Origin of the sequence: Parvularcula dongshanensis, from assembly GCF_014199615.1 — a bacterium.
Lineage (GTDB): Bacteria > Pseudomonadota > Alphaproteobacteria > Caulobacterales > Parvularculaceae > Parvularcula > Parvularcula dongshanensis.
Window position 1 is genome coordinate 18,092 of the sequence record NZ_JACHOB010000006.1, and the last position, 20,196, is coordinate 38,287.

Sequence of the window (20,196 nt, forward strand, 5' to 3'; positions counted from 1 at the left end):
GATGGGCACGCACTACGTCAACGACAGCATCGCTAATGGAACGCTAGCTGTCCTCACTGACACAGCACGAGACGTGGTGGTCTACAGCGGCGTTGCTGCGAACTACGTTGACCTCATGCCCGGCGCGAAGAGCCGCCTGGGAGGGAATGACTTCGTTCAGGAGGTCTCCGAGGCCGAGTACCTGAGCAACGCGACCGACTTCCTGACGGGCGAGCCGATACGGGGAGATATCGTGTCGATCGACGACGTGTCGGGCGGGCGTGTCACGCTGGCGAACGGGATGATCCGGTTCGAGATCAACCCCAGCGTCTCTGACCTTTCCGGTTCGACGGTGGGGGTACGCTTCGACTTCACCCTGGCCGACGGCCGGACCTACAGCGCCACGGAACGCTTCTCATACTTCAACCTGATCACCAAGCTGATCGGAGACCTCGAAGCGACCATCGAGGAGTTCTACTCCGGCAGCGGGGACGACACGATCTTCGGGAACGCCGCCGACAACGTTCTGTATGGCGGTGCCGGGGCGGACCACATCGACGCGCGGGCAGGCGACGACCTCGTCATCGGCGGCAGTGGCCGCGACACGCTGATCGGCGGATCGGGCTTCGATACGGTCAGCTTCGAGGACGTTCAGGAGAACCTCACGATCGACTTGGAACGCTCCTCCGTAAGCGGCCCGTCCCAGTCCACCTCGATCTCGGGCTTCGAAGCCGCGATCGGCGGCGGCGGCGACGACTACCTTGTCGGCACCGCGGAGACCGCGACCCGCCTCTTCGGTGGCGGCGGGAACGACACGCTCGTCGGCGGCCTCGGCGCGGACGTCCTGACCGGCGGGGACGGCGATGACGTGATCTACGGGGGCTAGAGCAGCCCCGCCCCCTCGGCCAGCGCCTTGAGGCTCTTCTCCGGCCGTGGGCCCATGTGGCTGATGACCTCGGACGCAGCCAAGCTGCCGAGCTTTGCGCAGTCTGTGAGGGGCCTTCCCCGGGTGAAGCCGTAGAGGAAGCCGCCGGCATAGGCGTCGCCTGCCCCGGTCGTGTCGATCAGCTGTTCGGGCGCCACAGCGGGCACGGCCTGCGGCGCCTCGTCCGGTCCGAAGACGATCGAGCCTTGCTCGGACCTGGTGACTGCTGCGAAGGGGACGAGGCCGCGCAGGGCCTCGACCGCCGCGTCCACGTCCGTCGTGCCGGTCAGCGTCATCGCCTCGGCCTCGTTGGCGAAGAGGAGGTCCACGCCCTCCTTCAAGAACGCCATCAGCTCGTCCATCTGCCGCTCGACGACGCCCGTGTCGCAGAGCGTCAGCGCGACCTTCCGGCCCGCCGCCCGGGCGGCTTTCGACGCCCGCTTGAACGCCTCGCGGGGGTCGTAGCCTTCGAAAAGGTAGCCCTCGAGGTAGGTGACCTCCGCCCCCGACACGGCATCGTCGGTTACGTCCTCAGCGCCGACATGGCCCGCCGCGCCGAGAAAGGTCGCCATGGAACGCTCGGCGTCTGCGGTGACCGCGATCAGGCAGCGACCCGTCGGGATCGAAGCGTGAACGGCGGTGTCGAAGGCGACGCCGACCGCGCGCATCGATTCGCGGTAGACCCCGCCGAGATCGTCGTCGCCGACCTTGCCGACGAAGCGTGCGCGCCCCCCGAGGCTCGCAAGGCATGCCATCGAGTTGCCAGCCGAGCCGCCCGCGACCTCCGCCGTCGCCTTGAGCGCGCCCGTGATCTCCTCGGCCTTCGCCGTGTCGATCAGGATCATGCCGCCCTTCGGCACCTCATGTTGCGTCAGGAAGGCATCGTCCGTATGCCCGAGCACATCGACGATCGCGTTTCCGACCGCGATCACGTCCACTACCGTCGTCATGCCTTAAGGGAGCCCCTTGATGTCGTTCCCGCGTGCTCTAGCGGCCTCGGCCCTGCTGGCAACCCTCGCTGCGTGCGCGACGGGTGGGTCCGAGGCGCCCATCCCTACGCCCAACGCGGCCGCGCCGACGACGGCGCCGCCAGCGCCGCCCCTCGTCATGCGCGGGCCGAGCGCCGACAGCTTCCTCGGTCGGCCGGTCGCGGACCTCGAGGCCGTGCTGGGCGAGCCGGCTCTGACGCGAAGCGAAGGCCGATCAGAGTTCCGGCGCTACGACGTCGGTGCGGACTGCCGCGCCTACGCCGTGGTGACCCCACCCGGCGGCGCGGTCGCGAGTCTGACCACCGGTCCGGCCACGCGCGGCGAGGACGCCCCCGCCTTCGAGGACTGCACGGCGAGGACCGTCAGTCAGGACGAGGTGCCGCCCGCCCCCGTCGCACCCACTCGATGACGCTGCCCGCGACGCCGAGAAGGCCGAGGACCGCCGTCAGGACGAAGACGTAGGCGAAGCCGCGTTCGTCGATCAGCTCGCCGAGGAGGCCGCGACCCAGCACCGCGACCAGAAGCGAGAGCGAGGCCAGAATCGCGTATTGCACCGCCGCATAGGCCTTGTTCACGAGGCTGGAGAGGTAGGCGACGTAGACGACGCTCGCGATGCCGACCGCAAGGTTCTCCGCTGCGATCACGACCATCAGGCGCCCCAAGCGCGGTCCGATCTCGACCGGGTCGGCGGCAAGCAGGTTCACCACGGCGTTGATGAAGGGGAAGAGGACGTCGAGGTGCACGAACGCGATGAAGGCGTCGGTGTAGCGCGCGTCGACAGCGAGGTCGGCGTAGAGCAGGTTCGTCGCCGCGGCGAGCACGGCGCCGACGACCAGCGCCGGCATCTGGCCGATGAGCTTCAACATCGCGCCCCCGACCGCGACGCCCGCGAGCGTCATGAGGACGCCGAAGGTCTTGGACGCTGCCGCGACCTCGATCAGCGTGTGGCCGAGACCGCCATTGTTCTCCGGCGCGCCGAGGTAGAAGGGATAGGCGAAAGCGCCCCAGACCCCGTCCGCGTAGCGGTAGAAGAGGGTCAGGAAGAGGATCGGGATCAGCGCGAACCGGAACCGCGTGACCAGATCGATGAAGGGCTCGAGCAGGTTGCGGTAGAGCATGTCGCTCACCCCCTGCCCCGGCGCCTGGGTGCCGAGCGATGGGCCCGTCCGGCGGATCACGCCGATCGCGGCGAGGACGGGCGCGAGGAGGCAAGCCGCCACGATGACCGGACCGACGTTGAGGGTGAAGTCGCGAACGCCGATGATCTCCCGGCCGATCACCGCGTCCACGGCCTCCTTGTTGAGGTTGTAGAACATGAAGGCGAAGACGAGCACGAGGCTCAGGCCCCAGGCGGCGATGACGGGCAGTAAGAACCGGCGCCGCTCAGCCGAACTCAGGCTGCCGCCGAGCGCGATGGGGGTCTCGGTATCCTCCGCCTCATCCATCGCCGGGTCGGGCACGAAGAAGACGAGCGCGAAGCAGACGCCGACGAGCCCGGCGATCGCCCACCAGGCTGCATCCCACGACGCGTTCTGCGCGATGACGAAGGCGACGGCGGCGCCGAAGAAGGATGCCGTGCGGTAGGAGAACTGTTCGATCGAGACGAGGCTGTTCAGTTCCGCCTCGTCCTTCGCGATCCTTATGCGCCAGCCGCCGATCGCGATGTCCTGCGTCGCCGAGGCGAAGATTGCGATGAGGGAGAGAAACGCGACGAGGCCCAGCGAACGGGTCGGGTCGAGGTTCGGCAGGAGGAACAGGACCGGCGTGATCAGCGCGAGGCTGACGAGGATCCACGACCGCAGCCGGCTGACGCCACGAAGCCGCCCTGCGCCCGGTGGGCTGTAGGCGCCGAGCAGCGGCGACCAGAGGAACTTGAAAACGTAAGGCAGGCTCGACATCGAGAAGACGCCGATCGACTTCGCGTCGACATCGTAGGCGGTGAACCAGGCGATGATCGTGCCCGTGAAGACGGCGTAGGGAAGCCCGGAGGCGAACCCCAGCACGGCCATGGCAGGCTTGGCGCCGAGGCGGAACGCGGGGAGGCTCGCTGCTGGCGTCATAGGCTCCGTTGCGCTCATCGCTTACCCTCCTGACCGTGTCTCAGACTGAGACGCGGTGCGGTTAAGGGCGCGTTAAGGATCGGAAGGCGGCATTCGGAACCGCCGCCCTCTACTCCTCCGGAACACGCTCGACGAGGGCGCCGACCGCTCGCAGCTTGTCGTCCAAGCGCTCGAAGCCGCGGTCTAGGTGGTAGAGGCGTGACACCATGGTCTGCCCCTCCGCCGAGAGACCCGCGATGATGAGGGACATGGAGGCACGGAGGTCGGTCGCCATGACCGGCGCGCCCTTTAGGCGGCGCTTGCCGATGACCGTCGCGCTTCGCCCCTCGACGTGAATGTCCGCGCCCATCCGCATCAGTTCGGGCACGTGCATGAAGCGGTTTTCGAAGATGGTCTCGCGAATGGTCGAGGTGCCGTCCGCCATCGCCATCAACGCCATGTACTGAGCCTGAAGGTCGGTCGGAAAGCCCGGGAAGGGTTCTGTCTGGACCGACGTGCCGCGGGTCGGCCGGCCCCACTTGGTGACGCGTAGCCCGCCGTTCTCTTCCTTGAGAGTTAGCCCGGCCTCTTCGAGGATGCCGTCCGCCGCCCCGAGGAGCGCGAGGCGGCCCCGCTTCAAGAACAGCTCGCCGCCGACAGCGCCGACGGCCATCGCGTAGGAGCCCATCTCGATGCGGTCCGCGACGACCTCATGTGTGGCGCCGTGCAGGCGGGGGACGCCGTCGATCGTCACGGTCGACGTACCCTCCCCGTCGATCTTCGCGCCCATCGCCCGCAGGCAGTCGGCGAGGTCCGCGATCTCAGGCTCGCGCGCCGCGTTCTCGAGCACGGTGCGCCCATCTGCGAGGGTCGCGGCCATCATCGCGTGCTCCGTTGCCCCGACGGAGACGAACGGGAAGGAGATGCGGGCACCCTTGAGGCCGCCCGGCGCGCGAGCGACGACGTAGCCCTCGTCGAGCTCGACCTCGGCGCCCATCGCTTCGAGCGCCTTGAGGTGCAAGTCGACGGGGCGGGCGCCGATGGCGCAGCCGCCCGGCAGCGAGACGCGGGCTTCGTGCTCGCGCGCGAGGAGCGGGCCCAGCACGTTGAAGCTCGCGCGCATCTTGCGGACGATGTCGTAAGGCGCGGTCGTGGAAGCGATGTCCTTTGCGTGGACCGTGAGGGTCGAGCCTTCGCGCTCGACGCTCGCGCCGTGGTTCTGGAGCAGGGTCGTCAGCTGGCGGACGTCGGCGAGGTCCGGCACCTCTTCGAGGATAAGGGGCTCGTCCGTCAGGAGACCTGCAACCATCACCTTGAGCGCGGAGTTCTTCGCCCCGGCGATCGGCACCTCCCCGTAGAGCTCGCGCCCCCCGATGATCGCTAGCCTGTCCATCAGTCGGGCTCCTCGGATGTGCTCGGCGCCCTCCGGCGGCGCAGGTTTCGACGAAGCGCCGCGGCGAGGCGGCGTTCGCGTTCGGTCTTGGGATCGGCGTCGTCAGGCTTAGGGCGGTCTCGCTCGGACATCGAGGCTCCCGCCTTCCTGGCTCCTCTTTGGTCCGCTTAGCCTACGTGCTGGAGGCTGGTGCCGCTGGAGAGAATTGAACTCTCGGCCTCACCCTTACCAAGGGTGCGCTCTACCACTGAGCTACAGCGGCGGACCAAGGCCGCCCCTGTAGGGACGGTGCAGGGGAGCGTCAAGCGAGCGCGGGGCTCGTCAGGACAGCATCTTGTCGACGTCGAGGACGAGGATCGCGCTGGCGCCCAAACCTTTAAGCTCTTCCAGGTGCTCCCAGACCACCTGATCCGTGGAGAGCACGTGCAGCGCCACCATCTCGCCGGGCCCGGCTAGGTCGATCACCGTCGGGGCGTCGGCGCCGGGCAGGACGTCGCGGATAGCGTCGATGGCGTCGCGCGGGGCGTTCATCATGACGTACTTGGCGTCGCGGGAACGCATGACTCCCTGGATGCGGGCGGTCAGCGCGTCGAGGGTCCGCTTCTTCGCCTCCGACAGCGGCCGCTCGGAGCCGATGAGCAGCGCTTCCGAACGGAAGATCGTCTCTGCGACTCGCAAGCCGTTGGCGTCGAGCGTCGCGCCCGTCGAGACGATGTCGCAGATCGCCTCGGCGATGCCGAGGCGCGGGGCGATCTCGACTGCGCCGGTCATCATCACCGTGCGGGCGTCAGAGCCGTTCTCCTCCAGCCACCGGCCGGTGATCGCGGGGTACGACGTCGCGATCGAGAGGCCCGCCAAGTCCTTCGGCCCTTCGTAGCCCTCGCCCTTGCGGACGGCGATGCAGAGGCGGCACCGAGAGAAGCCCAACGGCGCGATCCGCTGCGCGCCCTTCGCTTCGCCGGACAACTGCTCCTCCTCGAAGACGTTGCCGCCGACGATGCCGAGATCCGAAGCCCCGGAGGCGACGAGTCCAGGGATGTCGTCGTCGCGCACGAGGAGGAGGTCGATCGGCAGCGCTTCGATCCGGGCGTAGAGCTCGGTTCGGGAGCGGCGGACTTTGAGGCCGCAGCGTTCCAATAGGTCGAAGCTGTCGTCGGCGAGGCGGCCGGACTTCTGCACGGCGAGGCGCAGGCGGGCGTCGTCTGAGGTATCATTCGTCATGGCGGGCGGGTGTTGCGGGAGGCCGCCGCCCCCCGCAAGCGAAACTCACATGACGGCGATCTGATCGTTCCTCAGGCGCCCGCGATAGTGGTCGCGAAGTTCCACCTTGCGCTCCATGTCGCGGATGATCGCGCCGGCGAAGTCGATCTCGGTCAGGCTCTCGACGAGGTTGATGCCGCCGGGCGTATCGACGTTGATCTCCATCATCTTGTCGCCGACGATGTCGAGCCCGGCGAGGTACATGCCGTCATTGACGAGCTTCGGCCCGCAGATCTCGGCGAGGCGAAGCGCGCGCTCATCCGGCGCTTCGAGCTTGATCTTTCCGCCCGCGGAAAAGTTCGAGCGCGCATCGCCCGTGTCGTTGTATCGCCGGAAACAGGCGTAGGTGCCGTCGACCTGAAGCGGCTTGCCATTGAGGGTGATCAGGCGAAGGTCGCCATCGGCCGCGTCCGGCAGGTACTCCTGAACGATCGCGTAGCCGTCCTTCACCGTCGTCTCGATGGAGACGTTCAGGTTGGCCATGGTCTCCGGCGTGATGACGAAGACCCCCTGCCCGCCCGAACCCTGAAGCGGCTTGATCACGGCCTTCCCGCCCTGGTCCTCGATGAAGCGTTTGATCTCGGCGGGATCGCGCGTGATGCACGTCACTGGGCGGATAGCCTTGGGGTATTGCTGGAAGTACGTCTTGTTCGACGCGTCTGTCAGGTGCTGCGGATCGTTCAGCACGATGACGCCGCGCTTCGCCGCGAGCTGGGCGAAGAGAAGGCTCGAAACGTGCGCCCAGGGGCGCGCGACCAGTTCGGGCGCAGGGTCGGCGCGAAGGAACAGGACGTCCTGGTCGCTGATGCAGATCTTCGTTAGCTCCGCGTCGTCGCCTTGTACGTCCGCGAGCAGCTCCGCGTCGGTCTCGTGTCGCGCCCGCGGGACCGACGCGAGCGCAGAGACGCTCTCGTCGGGCTCATAGGTGAAGTTGACGAGGCTGACGAAGGCGACGTCGTGCCCCATCTGCAGCGCCCGGCGACCGAGGCGGATCGTCGTGTACGTCTCGTCCTCGCTCATGATGTCGTTGATGACGAAGGTCAGCTTCATTGGAGGGTCCTCTCGGGGGCGGGCGTCCTTTGGAAAAGCTGATCCACGGTCAGCCGGCGTGCTCTGTCGAGGCGGCGGCGCGCCTGTTCGTCGTTCAGGTAGCTCGGAAGGAGCGCTGGGCCGGTAAGCCACCCTTCGTCGAGGAGTCGACGGATGATATGCCGTTGCGACATGGCGAACTTGCCGAGGAGGAGGAACTCGAAGTCGCCTCCGGTCGCCAGGTAGGCGAGAAGCTCGCGCAGACCTCGCAGATACACGGCATCCTTCGTCAGCCCCCCGCCCCTCTTGGCCCGGACGGCCGTGTCGAAGGCATCGTCGGCCAGCATGCCTTCGCCCTCGTAGAGCCGTTCGAAGATCTGACAGACGCTCAGTCCTTGGACGGCCAGATCCGCCGCGATCACGCGGGCGGCAAGGATGCGAAGGCGCTTGGGCGGCAGGTAGCCGGTCAGGTACTCGGCAAAGGTGCCAAGCCCTTCCTGCAACGGGTCGTAACCCGCCAAACCCTCGGACAACTGCAGCAGCGTCTGTTGCCGGCCGTTATGAGCCGTCAGGACGTGGGTGCCGACCTCGTGCGCGATGAGCGGCGCCACCCGCTCGGAACCCACGCGCATGGACCGCGCGACGTACAGGTCGCCGTGATTGACCATGACGGAGGAGTTCAAGTCGTCGAGGACGTGGATCTCCGCCCGGAAGCGCGGATCAGCCTTGGCGAAGGCGGCGAACTCGGCCTCGGCGGCCCGCACGAAGTCGCCGGCGTCCGCGCCCTCCTCGCCCGCGTCCTCTCGCTCGACCGAGTCGAGAATGTTCTGCGCGGTACGCAGAAGATCGGGATCGGCGTCCCCGAAGAGGTCGATCGACGCCGCGACGAAACCTTCCGTGCAGCGCAGCGAGACGAGCTCGATCTGCCGGTCGAGTTCGCGCTGCTTCTCCTGCAGGATCGCCTCGAGCGGCCCCTCCTCGATCTCCTCTACCGGCAGCGACAGCAACCGCTCTCTCAACTCATGCAGGTCTTCCCGCTGAGCGGGGTAGCGGAGGACAGGCTCCTCGGCGAAACCGCTCTCGACGAAGTCGTGCCACATCGCATCGTTGCCGAGCGGCGAGAGGGCGACCAGCCAGTCGACCTCGCGGTCGATCTCCAGCAGGGCGGCATCCACGCGCGCGGCGACGGGCGGCAACGACCGAGGCGGCGCGGTCGGCAGGTCCAACGGTTCGGTCATGGGCAGGGCATGGCGGGCGGAGCTGGCGCGGGGAAGACCCGGCACTGTCAAAGCCGCGCGAGCGCGTGCCGCCCCGCTTCGGCCGCCCGGTCGAGGCCCACTCGCAGGTCCTCGACCACGGGCAGGAAGGCGTCGCCCGACCACTCGTCCATGTAGAACTTCTTGTACTCGAGCGTGATTGTCGCGACGTCGTCGCCGTAATTGGCGAAGACCCATTCGGGCCAGTGGCCACCGTCGGGGTATCGGACGTTCTCGCGGACGTCAGGGTAGTGACCGCGCGCCGGTGTCTCCATCAGGGGGCCCTTCACCGCCTCGAGCACCGAACCGAACCGATCCCGATCGAGCGTGGTGACGCCCAGATCGATGTCGGGGTTGTCCTTGCCAGGCGCGGGCTCGGCGTCGGCTCCGTCGCGGCGGTGATTGTAGCTGTGAATGTCGAGGATCAGGACCTTGCCGCACTCGGCGATGAGCCCTTCGATCCAAGTCGCCATCATCTCGTAGAAGTCGTCCCAGGCAGCCAGAGAGCGTTCCAGCATCTCCTCGGGCGGTAGCTCCTTCCAGACCGTCAGTCCCCATGCGTCGTCCGGCGTCCGGTAGACCGCCTTGTCGCGCGGGCGGTTGAGGTCGCATTGGAAGCGGCTGTCATAGCTCCGAAAGGCGTCGTCCCCGACCGTGGACCAGATCCCGGTCATGGGATCCTCCTCGCGTCGCTGATCAATCTCCGAGATGGCGAGGTAGGGCTTCAACTCCTCCCGGATGACATGGCCGGCGTGGACGGCGGTGGCGAGCACGGGCCCACCCCGGCGCTGGATGTCCCAGTGCGGCCGCGTCGTTCCGATCGTCATCGCGTCGTGCCTCCCAGCTATGGCAGCGAGTAATGTGACGGTCCAACAGCCGCGACGCCGGTCGGGTTCGACGTTCCGGGGTTTTGTGAACGGCGCGTGTTCGGTCTAACGAGCGAAAGAGGGCCGCTTCACGCCCTAAGCCACGACGGAACCTACCGAATGAAAAGGCAAACCCTTCTCGGCTGTGCGGCCACGCTCGCACTTCTCGCATGCGGTACTCAGCAAGCGCCGACGGACCCGCAAGGTCCCGAGCAGACCACGAGCGCCAGGGCGACGACCGACGCACCTGAACTCGGTACCTTCGGGATCGAGACGGCGGACATCGACCAGAGCGTCGATCCCGGCGACGACTTCTTCCGCTACGTCAACGGCCGCTGGCTCGATACCTTCGAGATTCCGGCCGAGTTCTCGAGCTACGGTGCCTTCACGGTCCTCTTCGAACGCTCGGAGGACCGCGTGCGCGACATCATCACCGACTCCGCCGCGGCGGCCGAGGCCGGTACCGTCCAGTCCGGCTCGAACGAGCAGAAGATCGGCGACTACTTCGCGGCGTACCTGGACACCCAGGAGATCGAAGCGAAGGGAATGGCCCCGATCCAAGCCGACCTCGACGCTTACGACGCTCTGGAGACCCATGAGGACGTCGCGGCAGCCTTCGCCAACGTGCGGACGGCGTCGGAGAGCCCGGTCGGCCTCTACGTCAACATCGACTCGAAGAACCCCGAGCAATACGCGGTTTACCTGACGCAGAGCGGTCTCGGCCTGCCGAACCGGGATTACTACCTGAAGGCCGAGTTCGCCGATAAGGCGGAGGCCTACAGGGCGTTCCTCGCGCAGATGCTGACGTTCGCCGGCGAGGATGACGTCCAGTCGAAGGCCGACGCGGTCTACGCACTCGAGAAGCGGCTGGCCGAAGCCCATTGGGAACCCGCGAAGCAGCGCGACCGCGACCTCACCTACAACCCCTACACGATCGAAACGCTGGCCGAGTACGCGCCCGGCATGCCCTGGCGGTCGATGTTCGAGCAGCTCGGTATCGACCCTTCGACGCCGCTGATCGCGGAGGAGAACGATGCCCTGCGCGCAGAGGCCGAGATCTTTCGCGACACGCCCGTCGAGGTCTGGTCAGACTACCTGAAGGCGCACGCCCTCGTCTCCTACGCCGACGTTCTGCCGAGCCAGATCGACGATGCCGTCTTCGACTTTTACGGCCGGACGCTTCGCGGCGTGCCTCAGCAGCGCGAGCGTTGGAAGCGCGGTGTCGCGGCGGTCAACGGCGCGCTCGGCGAAGCGATCGGCGAGGTCTACGTCGACCGGTACTTTCCCGCAGAGTCGAAGGCGCAGATGGAGCGTCTGGTCGCCAACCTGAAGACCGCCTTCGAAGCGCGCCTGCGCACGCTCGACTGGATGAGCCCCGAGACGCGGGAACAGGCTGAGGCGAAGCTAGCCTCCTTCACGACCAAGATCGCCTACCCCGACGAGTGGCACGACTATTCCAGCCTCGAGGTCGATCCGGACGACGCGCTCGGCAACAAGAAGCGTGCCGACCTCTTCGCCTTCAACGACATGATCTCCAAGCTCGGTGGTCCGATCGACGAAGGCGAGTGGTTCATGACCCCGCAGACGATCAACGCCTACTACTCGCCGAACAGGAACGAGATCGTCTTCCCGGCGGCGATTCTGCAGGCGCCCTTCTTCGACCCCAACGCCGACCCCGCCGTGAACTATGGCGGCATCGGCGCGGTGATCGGTCATGAGATCGGGCACGGTTTCGACGATCAGGGCCGCAAGTCCGACGGCACGGGCATGCTCCGCGACTGGTGGACCGAGGCCGACGCCGCCGGGTTCGAGGAGAAGACCGAGCAGCTCGGCGCCCAGTATGGGAGCTACTCTCCCGTCGAAGGGTTCTACGTGAACCCGGGCCTCACCATGGGCGAGAACATCGGCGACCTCGGCGGGCTCACCATGGCCTACGATGCCTACAAGCTCAGCCTCAACGGTAAGGAAGCCCCTGTTATCGATGGCATGACCGGCGATCAGCGGTTCTTCGCGGCCTGGGCTCAGGTCTGGAAGACGCTCTATCGTGAAGACGAACTCAAGAACCGGCTGACGACAGACCCGCATAGCCCGGGACAGTATCGGACCAACGGGGTCGTAAGGAACATGGACGCTTGGTACGAAGCGTTCGACGTTGGGCCGGATGACGACCTATACCTGCCGCCAGAAGAACGAGTCCGGATATGGTAGCGCGCATTTAACCCATGCCGCGTAGGCCCAGGGGGCTGGCAACCCCCGGGGCACCATGGCGAGGCTATTCGACGAGACCGAAGCCGGCCGCGCGTTGCGCGTCAGGCTGCTGCGTGAGTTCGTTTATCTCACGCCGATCCTCTATGCGACGATCACCTGCGCATCGATGATCGGGGCCTGGGCGAGCTGGGCGACCGGGCACCACATCAGCGCCATCTTGCCCGCGATCATCGGCATCAACTCTGCCATGCGCTTCGTCCACTGGCGGCACGCCGGCGTGGAGCGCTTCAACGAGGAGGAGACGGATGCGGCCTTTCGGCGCATCCACGTGACGAGCGCGGCGATCGCGTTCTGCTACTCCGCTCATATGACCTTCCTCATCACCCGCGGCGGGATGAGCGAAGTCATGTTGCTGGCCTGCTGGCTGAGCATCGCCGGCGTCGCGTCGAGCTTCTGCCTCTACGTGATGCCGAAGCTCTCGCGGTTCGTCTTGATCACGCTGATCGCACCGACGGGCTTCTACCTGCTCGGACAGGGCGACGGGTTCGTACAGGCGATCGGCCTGACGATGCTGGTCCTGATCGGCCTCACACACCTCATCCTCGATGCGATGCAGAGGCTGATCGGCGACCTGCAAGCGAGGATCGCCCTGGAAACCAGACAGGGAGAGCTGACGCAGATCGCGCTCTCCGACTTCCTGTCCGCAAGCCAGGACTACAACTTCGAGACCGACCAGCAAGGTCGGCTGACCCACGTCTCCGACAATTTCAAGAAGCTCACCGGCCGACCGTGCGAGTCCTTCCTCGGCGTGCCGCTGCAGCGCTTCTGCGACGCCGCCGATCCGGTTTCCGCTGCGAACATGCCCCGTCTGAGGGCGGCCCTCGAGACGCAGTCGGGGATCCGCGACCTCGAGACCCGCGGCTACAACGCCGCAGGCAGGCTCGTTACGACGCTGACCACCGCCGTGCCGATCCTCGATGAGCACGGCGCTTTCTCTGGATACCGCGGCTGGATCGTCGACATCACCGACCGTCGCGCAGCCGAGGCCGAGCTCGCGGCGAACGAAGCGCGCTTCCGCGACTTCGCCATGCTGGCGGCGGACTGCCTTTGGGAGTCGGATGCGGAGGGTCGCTTCAGCTACATCTCCGACACTGTGACCGAGTGGACGGGCATGACCCCCGACGCGATCGTCGGTAGGCCGCTCAAAGCGTTCTACGCGAACGAGACCGCTGACGCAGACGGTCGAGTGCGGTGGCAAGAATACCTGACGCAGATCGAAAGCAGGAAGCCCTTCACCGACCACATGATGACGACCAGGGGCGGCCGCGTCCTCGCGACGGACGGCGTGCCGCGCTACGACGAGGACGGAACCTATCTCGGTTTCCGCGGATGCACCCGCGACGTCACCGAGCAATACAACGCCCGCCGCGCCGCCGAGAAGGCTCGCGAGGCGCTTCAGGAAACCAACAGGCTCCTCGAAAGCCGGATCGCCGAGCGCACACGGTCCCTGCGCGAGCGTACGGAGTTGCTCGGAGAAGTCCTCGACACGATGGGGCAAGGCCTCGTCGTGCTTCGCCCGGACGGACGCATCGAGATGATGAACGACCGCGCGTCGGTCTGCCTGCCGAACGCCACTTGGAAGATCGGCGTCGATTACGCGGCGACCTACAAGGAAGGCTTCGGACGTACGGAGGACGGCGTCTCGTCGACATCGGTCGGGGACGACTTCGACCCTGAAGCGATCCGGACCCACCAGCCGCTCGTCCACTATCGCCGAGGACCGGACGGTACGGCGTTCCGAGAGAACTACTCGCCGCGCACGGGCGGCGGCTACGTCGTGGCGTTGACCGACATGACGGGCGACCTGAGGCGCGAAGACGAGCTGCGCGAACTGTCGGATGACCTTCGGGTCTCCAAGGAGCAGGCCGAGGCCGCCTCCCGCGCCAAGTCCGAGTTCCTAGCGAACATGTCGCACGAGATCCGTACGCCGCTGAACGGCGTCCTCGGGATGGCGGAACTCCTCATCGGGACGGAACTCTCGGCAAAACAGGCCGACATGGCGCAAGTGATTCTGCGCTCTGGAGACAGTCTACTGACGATCATCAACGACATCCTCGACTTCTCGAAGCTCGAGGCAGGCAAGATGAGCGTGGCGACCGAACCCTTCAGTGCGGCGTCAGCGATAGAGGACGTCGCGGCCATCGTCTCGCCTGCGGCCGCGAAGAAGAAGATCGACCTGATGGTCTCGATCCAACCGGACCTGCCCTTGCGCCTCGTCGGCGACGCGGGCCGATTCCGTCAGGTCATCACCAACCTGGCGGGCAACGCCATCAAGTTCACGGACAAGGGCCACGTCCTCATCGCCGTCACCGGTGAGGTGGACAACGGTGAAGTCGAACTGACCGTCGAGATCGAGGATACTGGCTGCGGGATTCCGGACGAGAAGCTCGAGAGCATCTTCCAGCAGTTCGAACAGGTCGACAACTCGGTGTCTCGCCGCTTCGAAGGCACTGGCCTCGGACTGTCGATCTCTAAACGGATCGCCGAGCTGATGGGAGGCGAACTTCGCGTACGCAGCACGGTTGGCGAGGGCTCCGTCTTCACCTTCACTGTGACCTTGCCGCTGTCCGACACGCAGCAGCCAAGCGCCCTTCCGCAGGTCGATCTCGGCGACGCGCCCGTCCTCGTCGTGGACGACAACGCGGTGAACCGGCGCATCCTGCACGAACAACTCTCCGGCTGGGGACTGCGCGTCACCTTGGCGTCCGAGGGTGCGGAGGGCCTCACGCTCGCGCAAACACGCGCGAGTTCGAAGGACCCCTTCGCGCTGATCATCCTCGACCACCATATGCCTGACATGGACGGCGTGATGCTGGCTCAACGCCTCGCCGACGATCCCGCCACCGCGAAGACGCCGCGCATGATCCTTTCCTCGGCCGGTGAGCTCGATGACCCCGCGCTGCAGGCGCGTCTCGGCCTTTACGCCTTCCTCGTGAAACCAGCGCGCGCGCAGGTGCTGCAGGAAGTCGTCTCGGCAGCGCTGACCGAAGGCGCCGTCCGTACCGCAGGCGAGGCCCGAGCCGCCCTGCGCGCCGCCGCGCCTCCGAAGTCGTCCCCGGACCGCGAACGAGTCCTTCTCGTCGCGGAGGACAACGCCGTGAACCAGCTCGTCGTGAAGACGATGCTGACGGGGTCGGGTTACGCGGTACACTTCGCGAACAATGGCGAGGAAGCGGTCGCGCTGTTCGCGGAGCTTTCCCCGGAGGTCGTCTTGATGGACGTCTCGATGCCCATCATGGATGGCTTCGCTGCGACCGCTGCGATCCGGGCTAGCGGTTCCGCCGGGGCGCGCGTGCCGATCATCGGCGTCACGGCGCACGCGCTCGCCGATGACCGGCAGAAATGCCTGAAGGCCGGGATGTCGGACTACCTAGCGAAACCCATCAAGCGCGAGCTCCTGCTCGAGAAGCTCTTGTCTTGGACCGAGGAAGATCGGGCTGCGGGCTGAGCGGCCAGGTTCCCGGAGAGACCAGGCCGTCGATCATCTCGTCGACGGTACGGCCGGTAACAGGATGCACGAAGTCCGGTACAAGGTCTCTTAGCGGCAGAAGGACGAAACCGCGTTCCGCAAGCCTTGGATGCGGCAGACAGAGCCGCGGCGTATCGCGCCGCAAGGGGCCGGCCGCCAGGAGATCGAGGTCGAGCGTGCGCGGCGCGTAACGGTCGAACCCGGCGCGGCGCCGGCCGAACCCCGCTTCGATGGCGAGTAGGACTTCGAGTACGCTCTCGGGTTCCGCAGCGGTCTCCACCGCGGCGACCGCATTCACGTAAGGGGGGGCGGCGGGATCGGGCCAGGCTTCGCTGCCGTAGAAGGGGGTGCACTCGATCGGTCCGAGGACTTGGAGGGCTCGTGCAGCCCTCACGACCAGCGCCGTCGGCTCGAAAGGTCCGAAACTCTTGTTCGAGCCGAGCCCGATCAGGACGACGGTTTTCATGAGCATTCGTCTTCTCTAGTGTCGCGCCTTTCGAACACACCAGAGACTGAAAGCATAATATGGCAGACTGGATGGGCCTCGACCCCGACGATAGAACGGCGATCCTGATCGACGGTGCGAACCTCTACAAGGCCGCGAAGACACTCGGCTTCGACATCGACTACAAGAGCCTTCTTTCCCGCGCGCGCCGCGAGACCCGCCTCGTCCGTGCGAGCTACTACACCGCCATGCAGGAGGATCCTGAGGGCGACTACTCGCCGCTCCGCCCGCTCGTCGACTGGCTGGACTACAACGGCTTCACCATGGTGACGAAGCCCGCGCGCAGCTTCGTCGGGCAGGACGGCGTGCGGCGCTATCGCGGGTCGACCGACATCGAGCTTGCGACCGACATGGTCCTGATGGCGGGCAAGCTCGACTGCATCGTGCTGTTCACCGGAAACGGCGACTTCCGCCACGCGATCCTCCGCGCGCAGGAGCAGGGCTGCCGCGTGATCTGCGTCTCCACGATCAAGTCACAACCGCCCCTGGCCTCGGACGAGATCCGCCGGCAGGCGGACGTCTTCATCGACTTGACCGAGATCGAAGACGTCATCGCGCGCAAGGGCGGCCCCCGCCGCGAGTCCCCAGCGCGCGTGGACGAGGAGGAGTGACCGGCAAGGCGCTGCCGCCCGAGGCCCCGCCGGACTGCCCGCTCTGCCCTCGCCTCGTGGCGTTCCGCGAGGCGAACGAAGCGGCGCATCCCGAATGGTTCAACGGCGCGGTGCCGAGCTTCGCGCCGGAGGGCGGCGAAGAGTTTGTCCGTCTTCTGATCATTGGACTCGCCCCGGGCCTTCAGGGGGCGAACAAGACCGGCCGCCCGTTCACCGGCGACTATGCAGGGGACCTTCTCTATGCGACGCTGATCGAAAGCGGCCTTGCGAGCGGTCCATACGAGCGACGCCCCGACGACGCGCTGACCTTGCGCGGCGTGATGGTGACCAACGCCGTGCGCTGCGTGCCTCCCCAGAACAAGCCGACCGCCCAAGAGGCGAACACCTGCCGCGGGTACCTGCAGGCTCGGATGGCGGCACTGCCGAACCTCCGCGCCCTCCTCTGCCTGGGCAAGATCAGTCACGACTCGACCCTTCGCGCCCTCGGCGCCCGCGTCGCGAGCCATCCCTTTGGGCACGAAGCGTCCTATGACCTTCAAGGGCCGAACGGGCCGCTGACGCTCGTCTCCAGCTACCACTGTTCTCGCTACAACACGAACACCGGCGTTCTGACCGAGGCGATGTTCGACTCCGCGGTGCGGCGGGCGAAGAGCGCCGCCGGGCTCTAGGACTCGTCCGTGCTGCCCGGTTCGCAGTCCCAGTCCCCATAAGTCGTGTCGATGACGGCGCTCCGGTCCTTCCCGAGGACGTCCGCCGAGATCTCGACGTGCTCGGCGACGGGCAGCATGGCGCCCGGCACGCCGGTCTCCTGCGACGCGGGCGCGAAGCGGCGGGCGATGTCGAAGCGGTCGATGCGAGCGATGAGCGGGATCCGCCAGCTCTTCTTCAGCTGGCCGAAGGCCATCGCGATGCGGGGACCGTTCTCTGCCTTCTCGATCAAGAACTGCAGGCGGATGTTGTCCGATAAATCGCGCCCGTTCGCGATCACCGTGTCCTCCGGCAAGTCCTCGAGCCCATAGAGCACAGCTTCCGTTTCCTCGGACGGTGACAGGCGGACCCAATCGGCGCTCAACTTCGAGACGCTGTCCGCGTAGAAGGCACCAGGAAGGACGGGATCGTCGCTGCGGTCGCCACCGTCGCGGCCGTTCTTCTCGAACTCCTCCAGCTCCTCTTCGGGCGGCGGGCCGCCGTTGAAGGAGACGAGCGACCACTCGTCCGACGGCGCATCGTAGCGATAGACGGAGCGGTCGAAGGGCTCGCCCGCCTCGTCTACGCCGACGTGGAGCGTGACGGAGCAGATCGGGGCGGCGGGTGCCCTGATGCCTTCGAGGACTTCGGTTTCGATGGGCACCGCTGCGTTCTGGAGCGCCGTCGCAAGGAGGAGTTCGAACATCGCATCTAGACTGCCCCGCCCGATGCGCGCCGTCACCTCACGCTTCGATCAGCCGTCCAGCCCTCGGGCGTTTCGCGCAGCGCGTGGTTCAGCGGGCCGTGGCCACGCCCAAGGCCGGGCGCGTGCTCTATAGCGGCCGCCGTGTAAGCGACGGCACGGCGGGCGGCGGTCTCGAGCGGCAGGCCCTGAGCGACCGAAGCGGCGAGCGCACTCGCCAACGTGCAACCGGTCCCATGAGTGTCGTTCGACGCGAGCCGAGGGTGGCGGATCGCCGTCTCGTCCGACTGGCCGAGGAGCAGGTCCACGACCTCGTCGCCGTCCATGTGGCCGCCCTTGGCGAGGACCGCGCCCGCGCCGGAAGCGAGCAGCGCCTGCGCCGCGCGACGCATCGCGGGTTCGTCGTCGACCGTGAGGCCCGAAAGCGCCGCCAGCTCCGGCAGGTTCGGCGTTACCACCGCTGAGCGGGGGATGAGCCGGTCGCGGATCAGCGCCGCCACCTCGCCGTCGCCGAGCGCGTCCCCGGAGGTGGCGACGAGAACGGGGTCGAGGACGACCGGCACGCCGTCGGGCAAAGCCGACAGGATCGCCTCGCCCGCGCCCGCGCTTCCGATCATGCCGATCTTGATGCAGTCCGCGCCGATGTCGTCCAGCACGACCCGTATCTGCGCCGCGATGACGTCCGGCGGGACCGGATGCACGGCGTGGACTGCGCGGGTATCCTGGACCGTGATCGCGGTGACGGCCGTCGCAGCGTAGGCGCCGAGCGCGGTGCAGGTCTTGATGTCGGCCTGAATGCCCGCCCCGCCGCCGGAGTCGGACCCAGCGACGATCAGAACGCGTCCCCTCACTAGGACGCCTTCTCGACAGCCGCGCAGATGTCTCTCACCACCCGTTTCACCAGCGCTTCGTCGTCCGCCTCGGCCATGACGCGGATCAGGGGCTCTGTGCCGGACTTGCGGATCACGGTGCGGCCGCGCTCGCCCAGGGTCTCGTTCGCCTTCTCGATCGCGTCCTTGACGCTGTCCGCTTCGAGAGGATCGCCGCCCTTGTAGCGGACGTTCTTCAGCAGCGACGGGTACGGATCGAAGCGGTGGCAGACGCGGCTGACGGGGGCGTCCTCCTCCCGCACGAGGCCCAGCACCTGAAGAGCGGTGACGAGACCGTCGCCAGTGGTGGCGTAGTCGGACAAGATGACGTGGCCGGACGGCTCGCCGCCGACGTTCATGCCGCTTTCGCGCATGGCTTCGACGACGTAGCGGTCGCCGACCTTGGTGCGGGTGAGGCCGAGCTTGTGGCGGGCCAGGAACCGTTCGAGCCCCATGTTCGCCATCACGGTCGAGACGATGCCGTCGCCGCGCAGGCGGCCCGTGCGCTTCATCGCGGCGGCGATGGTGGCGAGGATCTGGTCGCCGTCGACGATGCGGCCCTTCTCGTCCGAGATGATGACCCGGTCCGCGTCCCCGTCGAGTGCGATGCCGATGTCGGCGCGATACTCGAGGACCGCGTCCTGAAGCTTCTTGGGCGCGGTGGAGCCGACGCCCCTGTTGATGTTGAAGCCGTCGGGCGAGACGCCGATCGTCTTCACGTCGGCGCCGAGTTCCCAGAGAACGGTCGGCGCGACCTTGTAACCGGCGCCGTTGGCGCAATCGAGGACGACGCGGATGCCCTCGAGGCTCAACGTGCGGGGCAACGTCGCCTTCGCGAACTCGATGTAGCGCGCGCCCGCGTCCTCGATCCGCTTCGCGCGGCCGAGGTCTGCGGGCTCGGCGAGGACGTCCTCCGTCCCCTCCTCCATGATCCGCTCGATTTGCGCTTCGGTCTCGTCGGACAGCTTGTAGCCGTCGGGGCCGAAGAACTTGATGCCGTTGTCCTGATAGGGGTTGTGGCTGGCAGACACCATCACGCCGATGTCCGCCCGCATGGAGCGGGTCAGCATTGCCATGGCGGGGGTTGGCACGGGGCCGAGCAGGATCACGTCCATGCCGGCGGCAATGAAGCCCGCCGTGAGGGCGGGCTCGATCATGTAGCCCGAGAGCCGCGTGTCCTTGCCGATGACGACCCGGTGGCGGTGATCGCCGCGCTGGAACACCTTGCCGGCGGCGAGACCCAGGCGGAGCACGCCGTCCGGCGTCAGCGCGCCGGAGTTCGACTGCCCCCGCACGCCGTCCGTGCCGAAGATGTGCCGCTCGAAGGGTTGGTCGTCGCCGGGCATGG

At 67.0% G+C, this 20,196-nt stretch carries 17 protein-coding genes and 1 tRNA gene; 6 read left to right on the forward strand and 12 right to left on the reverse strand.

From position 1 onward, the window contains the following. Window positions 1-115: 115 nt before the first annotated feature. A complete protein-coding gene (locus tag GGQ59_RS12480) occupies window positions 116-865 on the forward strand; it encodes a calcium-binding protein (protein WP_183819125.1) in 750 nt (249 codons plus the stop codon). Here GGQ59_RS12480 and GGQ59_RS12485 read toward each other — a convergent pair. Next, a complete protein-coding gene (locus GGQ59_RS12485; RefSeq protein ID WP_183819127.1) occupies window positions 862-1,854 on the reverse strand; it encodes an adenosine kinase in 993 nt (330 codons plus the stop codon). The two genes, GGQ59_RS12480 and GGQ59_RS12485, sit on opposite strands and share 4 nt — an antisense overlap. 19 nt (window positions 1,855-1,873) lie before the next feature. Between GGQ59_RS12485 and GGQ59_RS12490 the strand changes: the two genes are divergently transcribed. Next, window positions 1,874-2,302 carry a hypothetical protein gene (locus GGQ59_RS12490; protein ID WP_183819129.1) on the forward strand — a complete coding sequence of 143 codons (429 nt, stop codon included), beginning with the start codon at window positions 1,874-1,876 and terminating at the stop codon, window positions 2,300-2,302. Here the strand turns inward: GGQ59_RS12490 and GGQ59_RS12495 are convergent. From GGQ59_RS12495 to GGQ59_RS12525, 7 genes are all read right to left on the reverse strand, one after another. Continuing rightward, window positions 2,256-3,971: an MFS transporter gene (locus GGQ59_RS12495; RefSeq protein WP_183819131.1), complete on the reverse strand. Its 1,716-nt coding sequence runs from the start codon at window positions 3,969-3,971 to the stop codon at window positions 2,256-2,258. The genes GGQ59_RS12490 and GGQ59_RS12495 overlap by 47 nt on opposite strands. 91 nt (window positions 3,972-4,062) lie before the next feature. After that, window positions 4,063-5,325, reverse strand: a complete 1,263-nt coding sequence (murA, locus tag GGQ59_RS12500) for a UDP-N-acetylglucosamine 1-carboxyvinyltransferase (protein ID WP_183819133.1) — start codon at window positions 5,323-5,325, stop codon at window positions 4,063-4,065. A 187-nt stretch (window positions 5,326-5,512) separates the two neighbouring features. Next, a tRNA-Thr gene (locus GGQ59_RS12505) sits at window positions 5,513-5,587 on the reverse strand. 59 nt (window positions 5,588-5,646) lie between these two features. Then, on the reverse strand, window positions 5,647-6,546 hold the full coding sequence (gene hisG / locus GGQ59_RS12510; RefSeq protein ID WP_183819136.1) for an ATP phosphoribosyltransferase: 900 nt from the start codon (window positions 6,544-6,546) through the stop codon (window positions 5,647-5,649). Window positions 6,547-6,591: 45 nt separating this feature from the next. Next, on the reverse strand, window positions 6,592-7,635 hold the full coding sequence (locus tag GGQ59_RS12515) for an ATP-grasp domain-containing protein (protein WP_183819138.1): 1,044 nt from the start codon (window positions 7,633-7,635) through the stop codon (window positions 6,592-6,594). Beyond that, window positions 7,632-8,852, reverse strand: coding sequence for a tyrosine/phenylalanine carboxypeptidase domain-containing protein (locus GGQ59_RS12520; RefSeq protein ID WP_183819140.1), 1,221 nt, complete (start codon window positions 8,850-8,852; stop codon window positions 7,632-7,634). The genes GGQ59_RS12515 and GGQ59_RS12520 overlap by 4 nt, the downstream gene beginning before the upstream one ends. Window positions 8,853-8,899: 47 nt before the next feature. Further along, window positions 8,900-9,697, reverse strand: a complete 798-nt coding sequence (locus GGQ59_RS12525) for an N-formylglutamate amidohydrolase (RefSeq protein WP_183819142.1) — start codon at window positions 9,695-9,697, stop codon at window positions 8,900-8,902. 159 nt (window positions 9,698-9,856) lie between these two features. Here GGQ59_RS12525 and GGQ59_RS12530 point away from each other — a divergent pair, with 159 nt between their 5' ends. Continuing rightward, window positions 9,857-11,944, forward strand: a complete 2,088-nt coding sequence (locus GGQ59_RS12530) for a M13 family metallopeptidase (RefSeq protein ID WP_183819144.1) — start codon at window positions 9,857-9,859, stop codon at window positions 11,942-11,944. 55 nt (window positions 11,945-11,999) lie between these two features. Then, window positions 12,000-15,452, forward strand: a complete 3,453-nt coding sequence (locus tag GGQ59_RS12535) for a PAS domain-containing hybrid sensor histidine kinase/response regulator (protein ID WP_183819146.1) — start codon at window positions 12,000-12,002, stop codon at window positions 15,450-15,452. Here the strand turns inward: GGQ59_RS12535 and folK are convergent. Continuing rightward, complete coding sequence (gene folK / locus GGQ59_RS12540; RefSeq protein WP_183819148.1) at window positions 15,388-15,945, reverse strand: 2-amino-4-hydroxy-6-hydroxymethyldihydropteridine diphosphokinase; 558 nt, start codon at window positions 15,943-15,945, stop codon at window positions 15,388-15,390. The two genes, GGQ59_RS12535 and folK, sit on opposite strands and share 65 nt — an antisense overlap. Window positions 15,946-15,998: 53 nt before the next feature. On the opposite strand from folK, the gene GGQ59_RS12545 reads away from it, so the two are divergent. Both GGQ59_RS12545 and GGQ59_RS12550 read left to right on the forward strand, forming a co-directional pair. Continuing rightward, window positions 15,999-16,589 (forward strand): LabA-like NYN domain-containing protein, encoded by a 591-nt coding sequence (locus GGQ59_RS12545; RefSeq protein WP_246408838.1) that lies wholly within the window; start codon window positions 15,999-16,001, stop codon window positions 16,587-16,589. After that, a complete protein-coding gene (locus GGQ59_RS12550) occupies window positions 16,586-17,257 on the forward strand; it encodes a uracil-DNA glycosylase family protein (RefSeq protein ID WP_183819150.1) in 672 nt (223 codons plus the stop codon). Before GGQ59_RS12545 ends, GGQ59_RS12550 begins: the two co-directional genes overlap by 4 nt. Here GGQ59_RS12550 and GGQ59_RS12555 read toward each other — a convergent pair. From GGQ59_RS12555 to glmM, 3 genes are read right to left on the reverse strand one after another with little or no spacing between them, the layout of a single operon-like run. Next, complete coding sequence (locus GGQ59_RS12555) at window positions 17,254-18,018, reverse strand: hypothetical protein (RefSeq protein ID WP_183819152.1); 765 nt, start codon at window positions 18,016-18,018, stop codon at window positions 17,254-17,256. The genes GGQ59_RS12550 and GGQ59_RS12555 overlap by 4 nt on opposite strands. Continuing rightward, on the reverse strand, window positions 18,015-18,830 hold the full coding sequence (gene thiD, locus GGQ59_RS12560) for a bifunctional hydroxymethylpyrimidine kinase/phosphomethylpyrimidine kinase (protein WP_183819154.1): 816 nt from the start codon (window positions 18,828-18,830) through the stop codon (window positions 18,015-18,017). The genes GGQ59_RS12555 and thiD overlap by 4 nt, the downstream gene beginning before the upstream one ends. Beyond that, on the reverse strand, window positions 18,830-20,194 hold the full coding sequence (gene glmM, locus GGQ59_RS12565) for a phosphoglucosamine mutase (protein ID WP_183819156.1): 1,365 nt from the start codon (window positions 20,192-20,194) through the stop codon (window positions 18,830-18,832). The genes thiD and glmM overlap by 1 nt, the downstream gene beginning before the upstream one ends. Between the last annotated feature and the right edge of the window lie 2 nt (window positions 20,195-20,196).

What these genes read in the sequence shown, in the direction of transcription:
- GGQ59_RS12490 (WP_183819129.1), top strand. Translation starts at nt 1,874, where the DNA reads ATGTCGTTCCCGCGTGCTCTAGCGGCCTCGGCCCTGCTGGCAACCCTC.
- murA (WP_183819133.1), bottom strand. Translation starts at nt 5,325, where the DNA reads ATGGACAGGCTAGCGATCATCGGGGGGCGCGAGCTCTACGGGGAGGTG.
- GGQ59_RS12545 (WP_246408838.1), top strand. Translation starts at nt 15,999, where the DNA reads ATGGCAGACTGGATGGGCCTCGACCCCGACGATAGAACGGCGATCCTG.
- GGQ59_RS12515 (WP_183819138.1), bottom strand. Translation starts at nt 7,635, where the DNA reads ATGAAGCTGACCTTCGTCATCAACGACATCATGAGCGAGGACGAGACG.
- GGQ59_RS12525 (WP_183819142.1), bottom strand. Translation starts at nt 9,697, where the DNA reads ATGACGATCGGAACGACGCGGCCGCACTGGGACATCCAGCGCCGGGGT.
- GGQ59_RS12530 (WP_183819144.1), top strand. Translation starts at nt 9,857, where the DNA reads ATGAAAAGGCAAACCCTTCTCGGCTGTGCGGCCACGCTCGCACTTCTC.
- GGQ59_RS12495 (WP_183819131.1), bottom strand. Translation starts at nt 3,971, where the DNA reads ATGAGCGCAACGGAGCCTATGACGCCAGCAGCGAGCCTCCCCGCGTTC.
- folK (WP_183819148.1), bottom strand. Translation starts at nt 15,945, where the DNA reads ATGCTCATGAAAACCGTCGTCCTGATCGGGCTCGGCTCGAACAAGAGT.
- GGQ59_RS12485 (WP_183819127.1), bottom strand. Translation starts at nt 1,854, where the DNA reads ATGACGACGGTAGTGGACGTGATCGCGGTCGGAAACGCGATCGTCGAT.
- hisG (WP_183819136.1), bottom strand. Translation starts at nt 6,546, where the DNA reads ATGACGAATGATACCTCAGACGACGCCCGCCTGCGCCTCGCCGTGCAG.
- GGQ59_RS12535 (WP_183819146.1), top strand. Translation starts at nt 12,000, where the DNA reads ATGGCGAGGCTATTCGACGAGACCGAAGCCGGCCGCGCGTTGCGCGTC.
- glmM (WP_183819156.1), bottom strand. Translation starts at nt 20,194, where the DNA reads ATGCCCGGCGACGACCAACCCTTCGAGCGGCACATCTTCGGCACGGAC.
- GGQ59_RS12480 (WP_183819125.1), top strand. Translation starts at nt 116, where the DNA reads ATGCCCGGCGCGAAGAGCCGCCTGGGAGGGAATGACTTCGTTCAGGAG.
- GGQ59_RS12520 (WP_183819140.1), bottom strand. Translation starts at nt 8,852, where the DNA reads ATGACCGAACCGTTGGACCTGCCGACCGCGCCGCCTCGGTCGTTGCCG.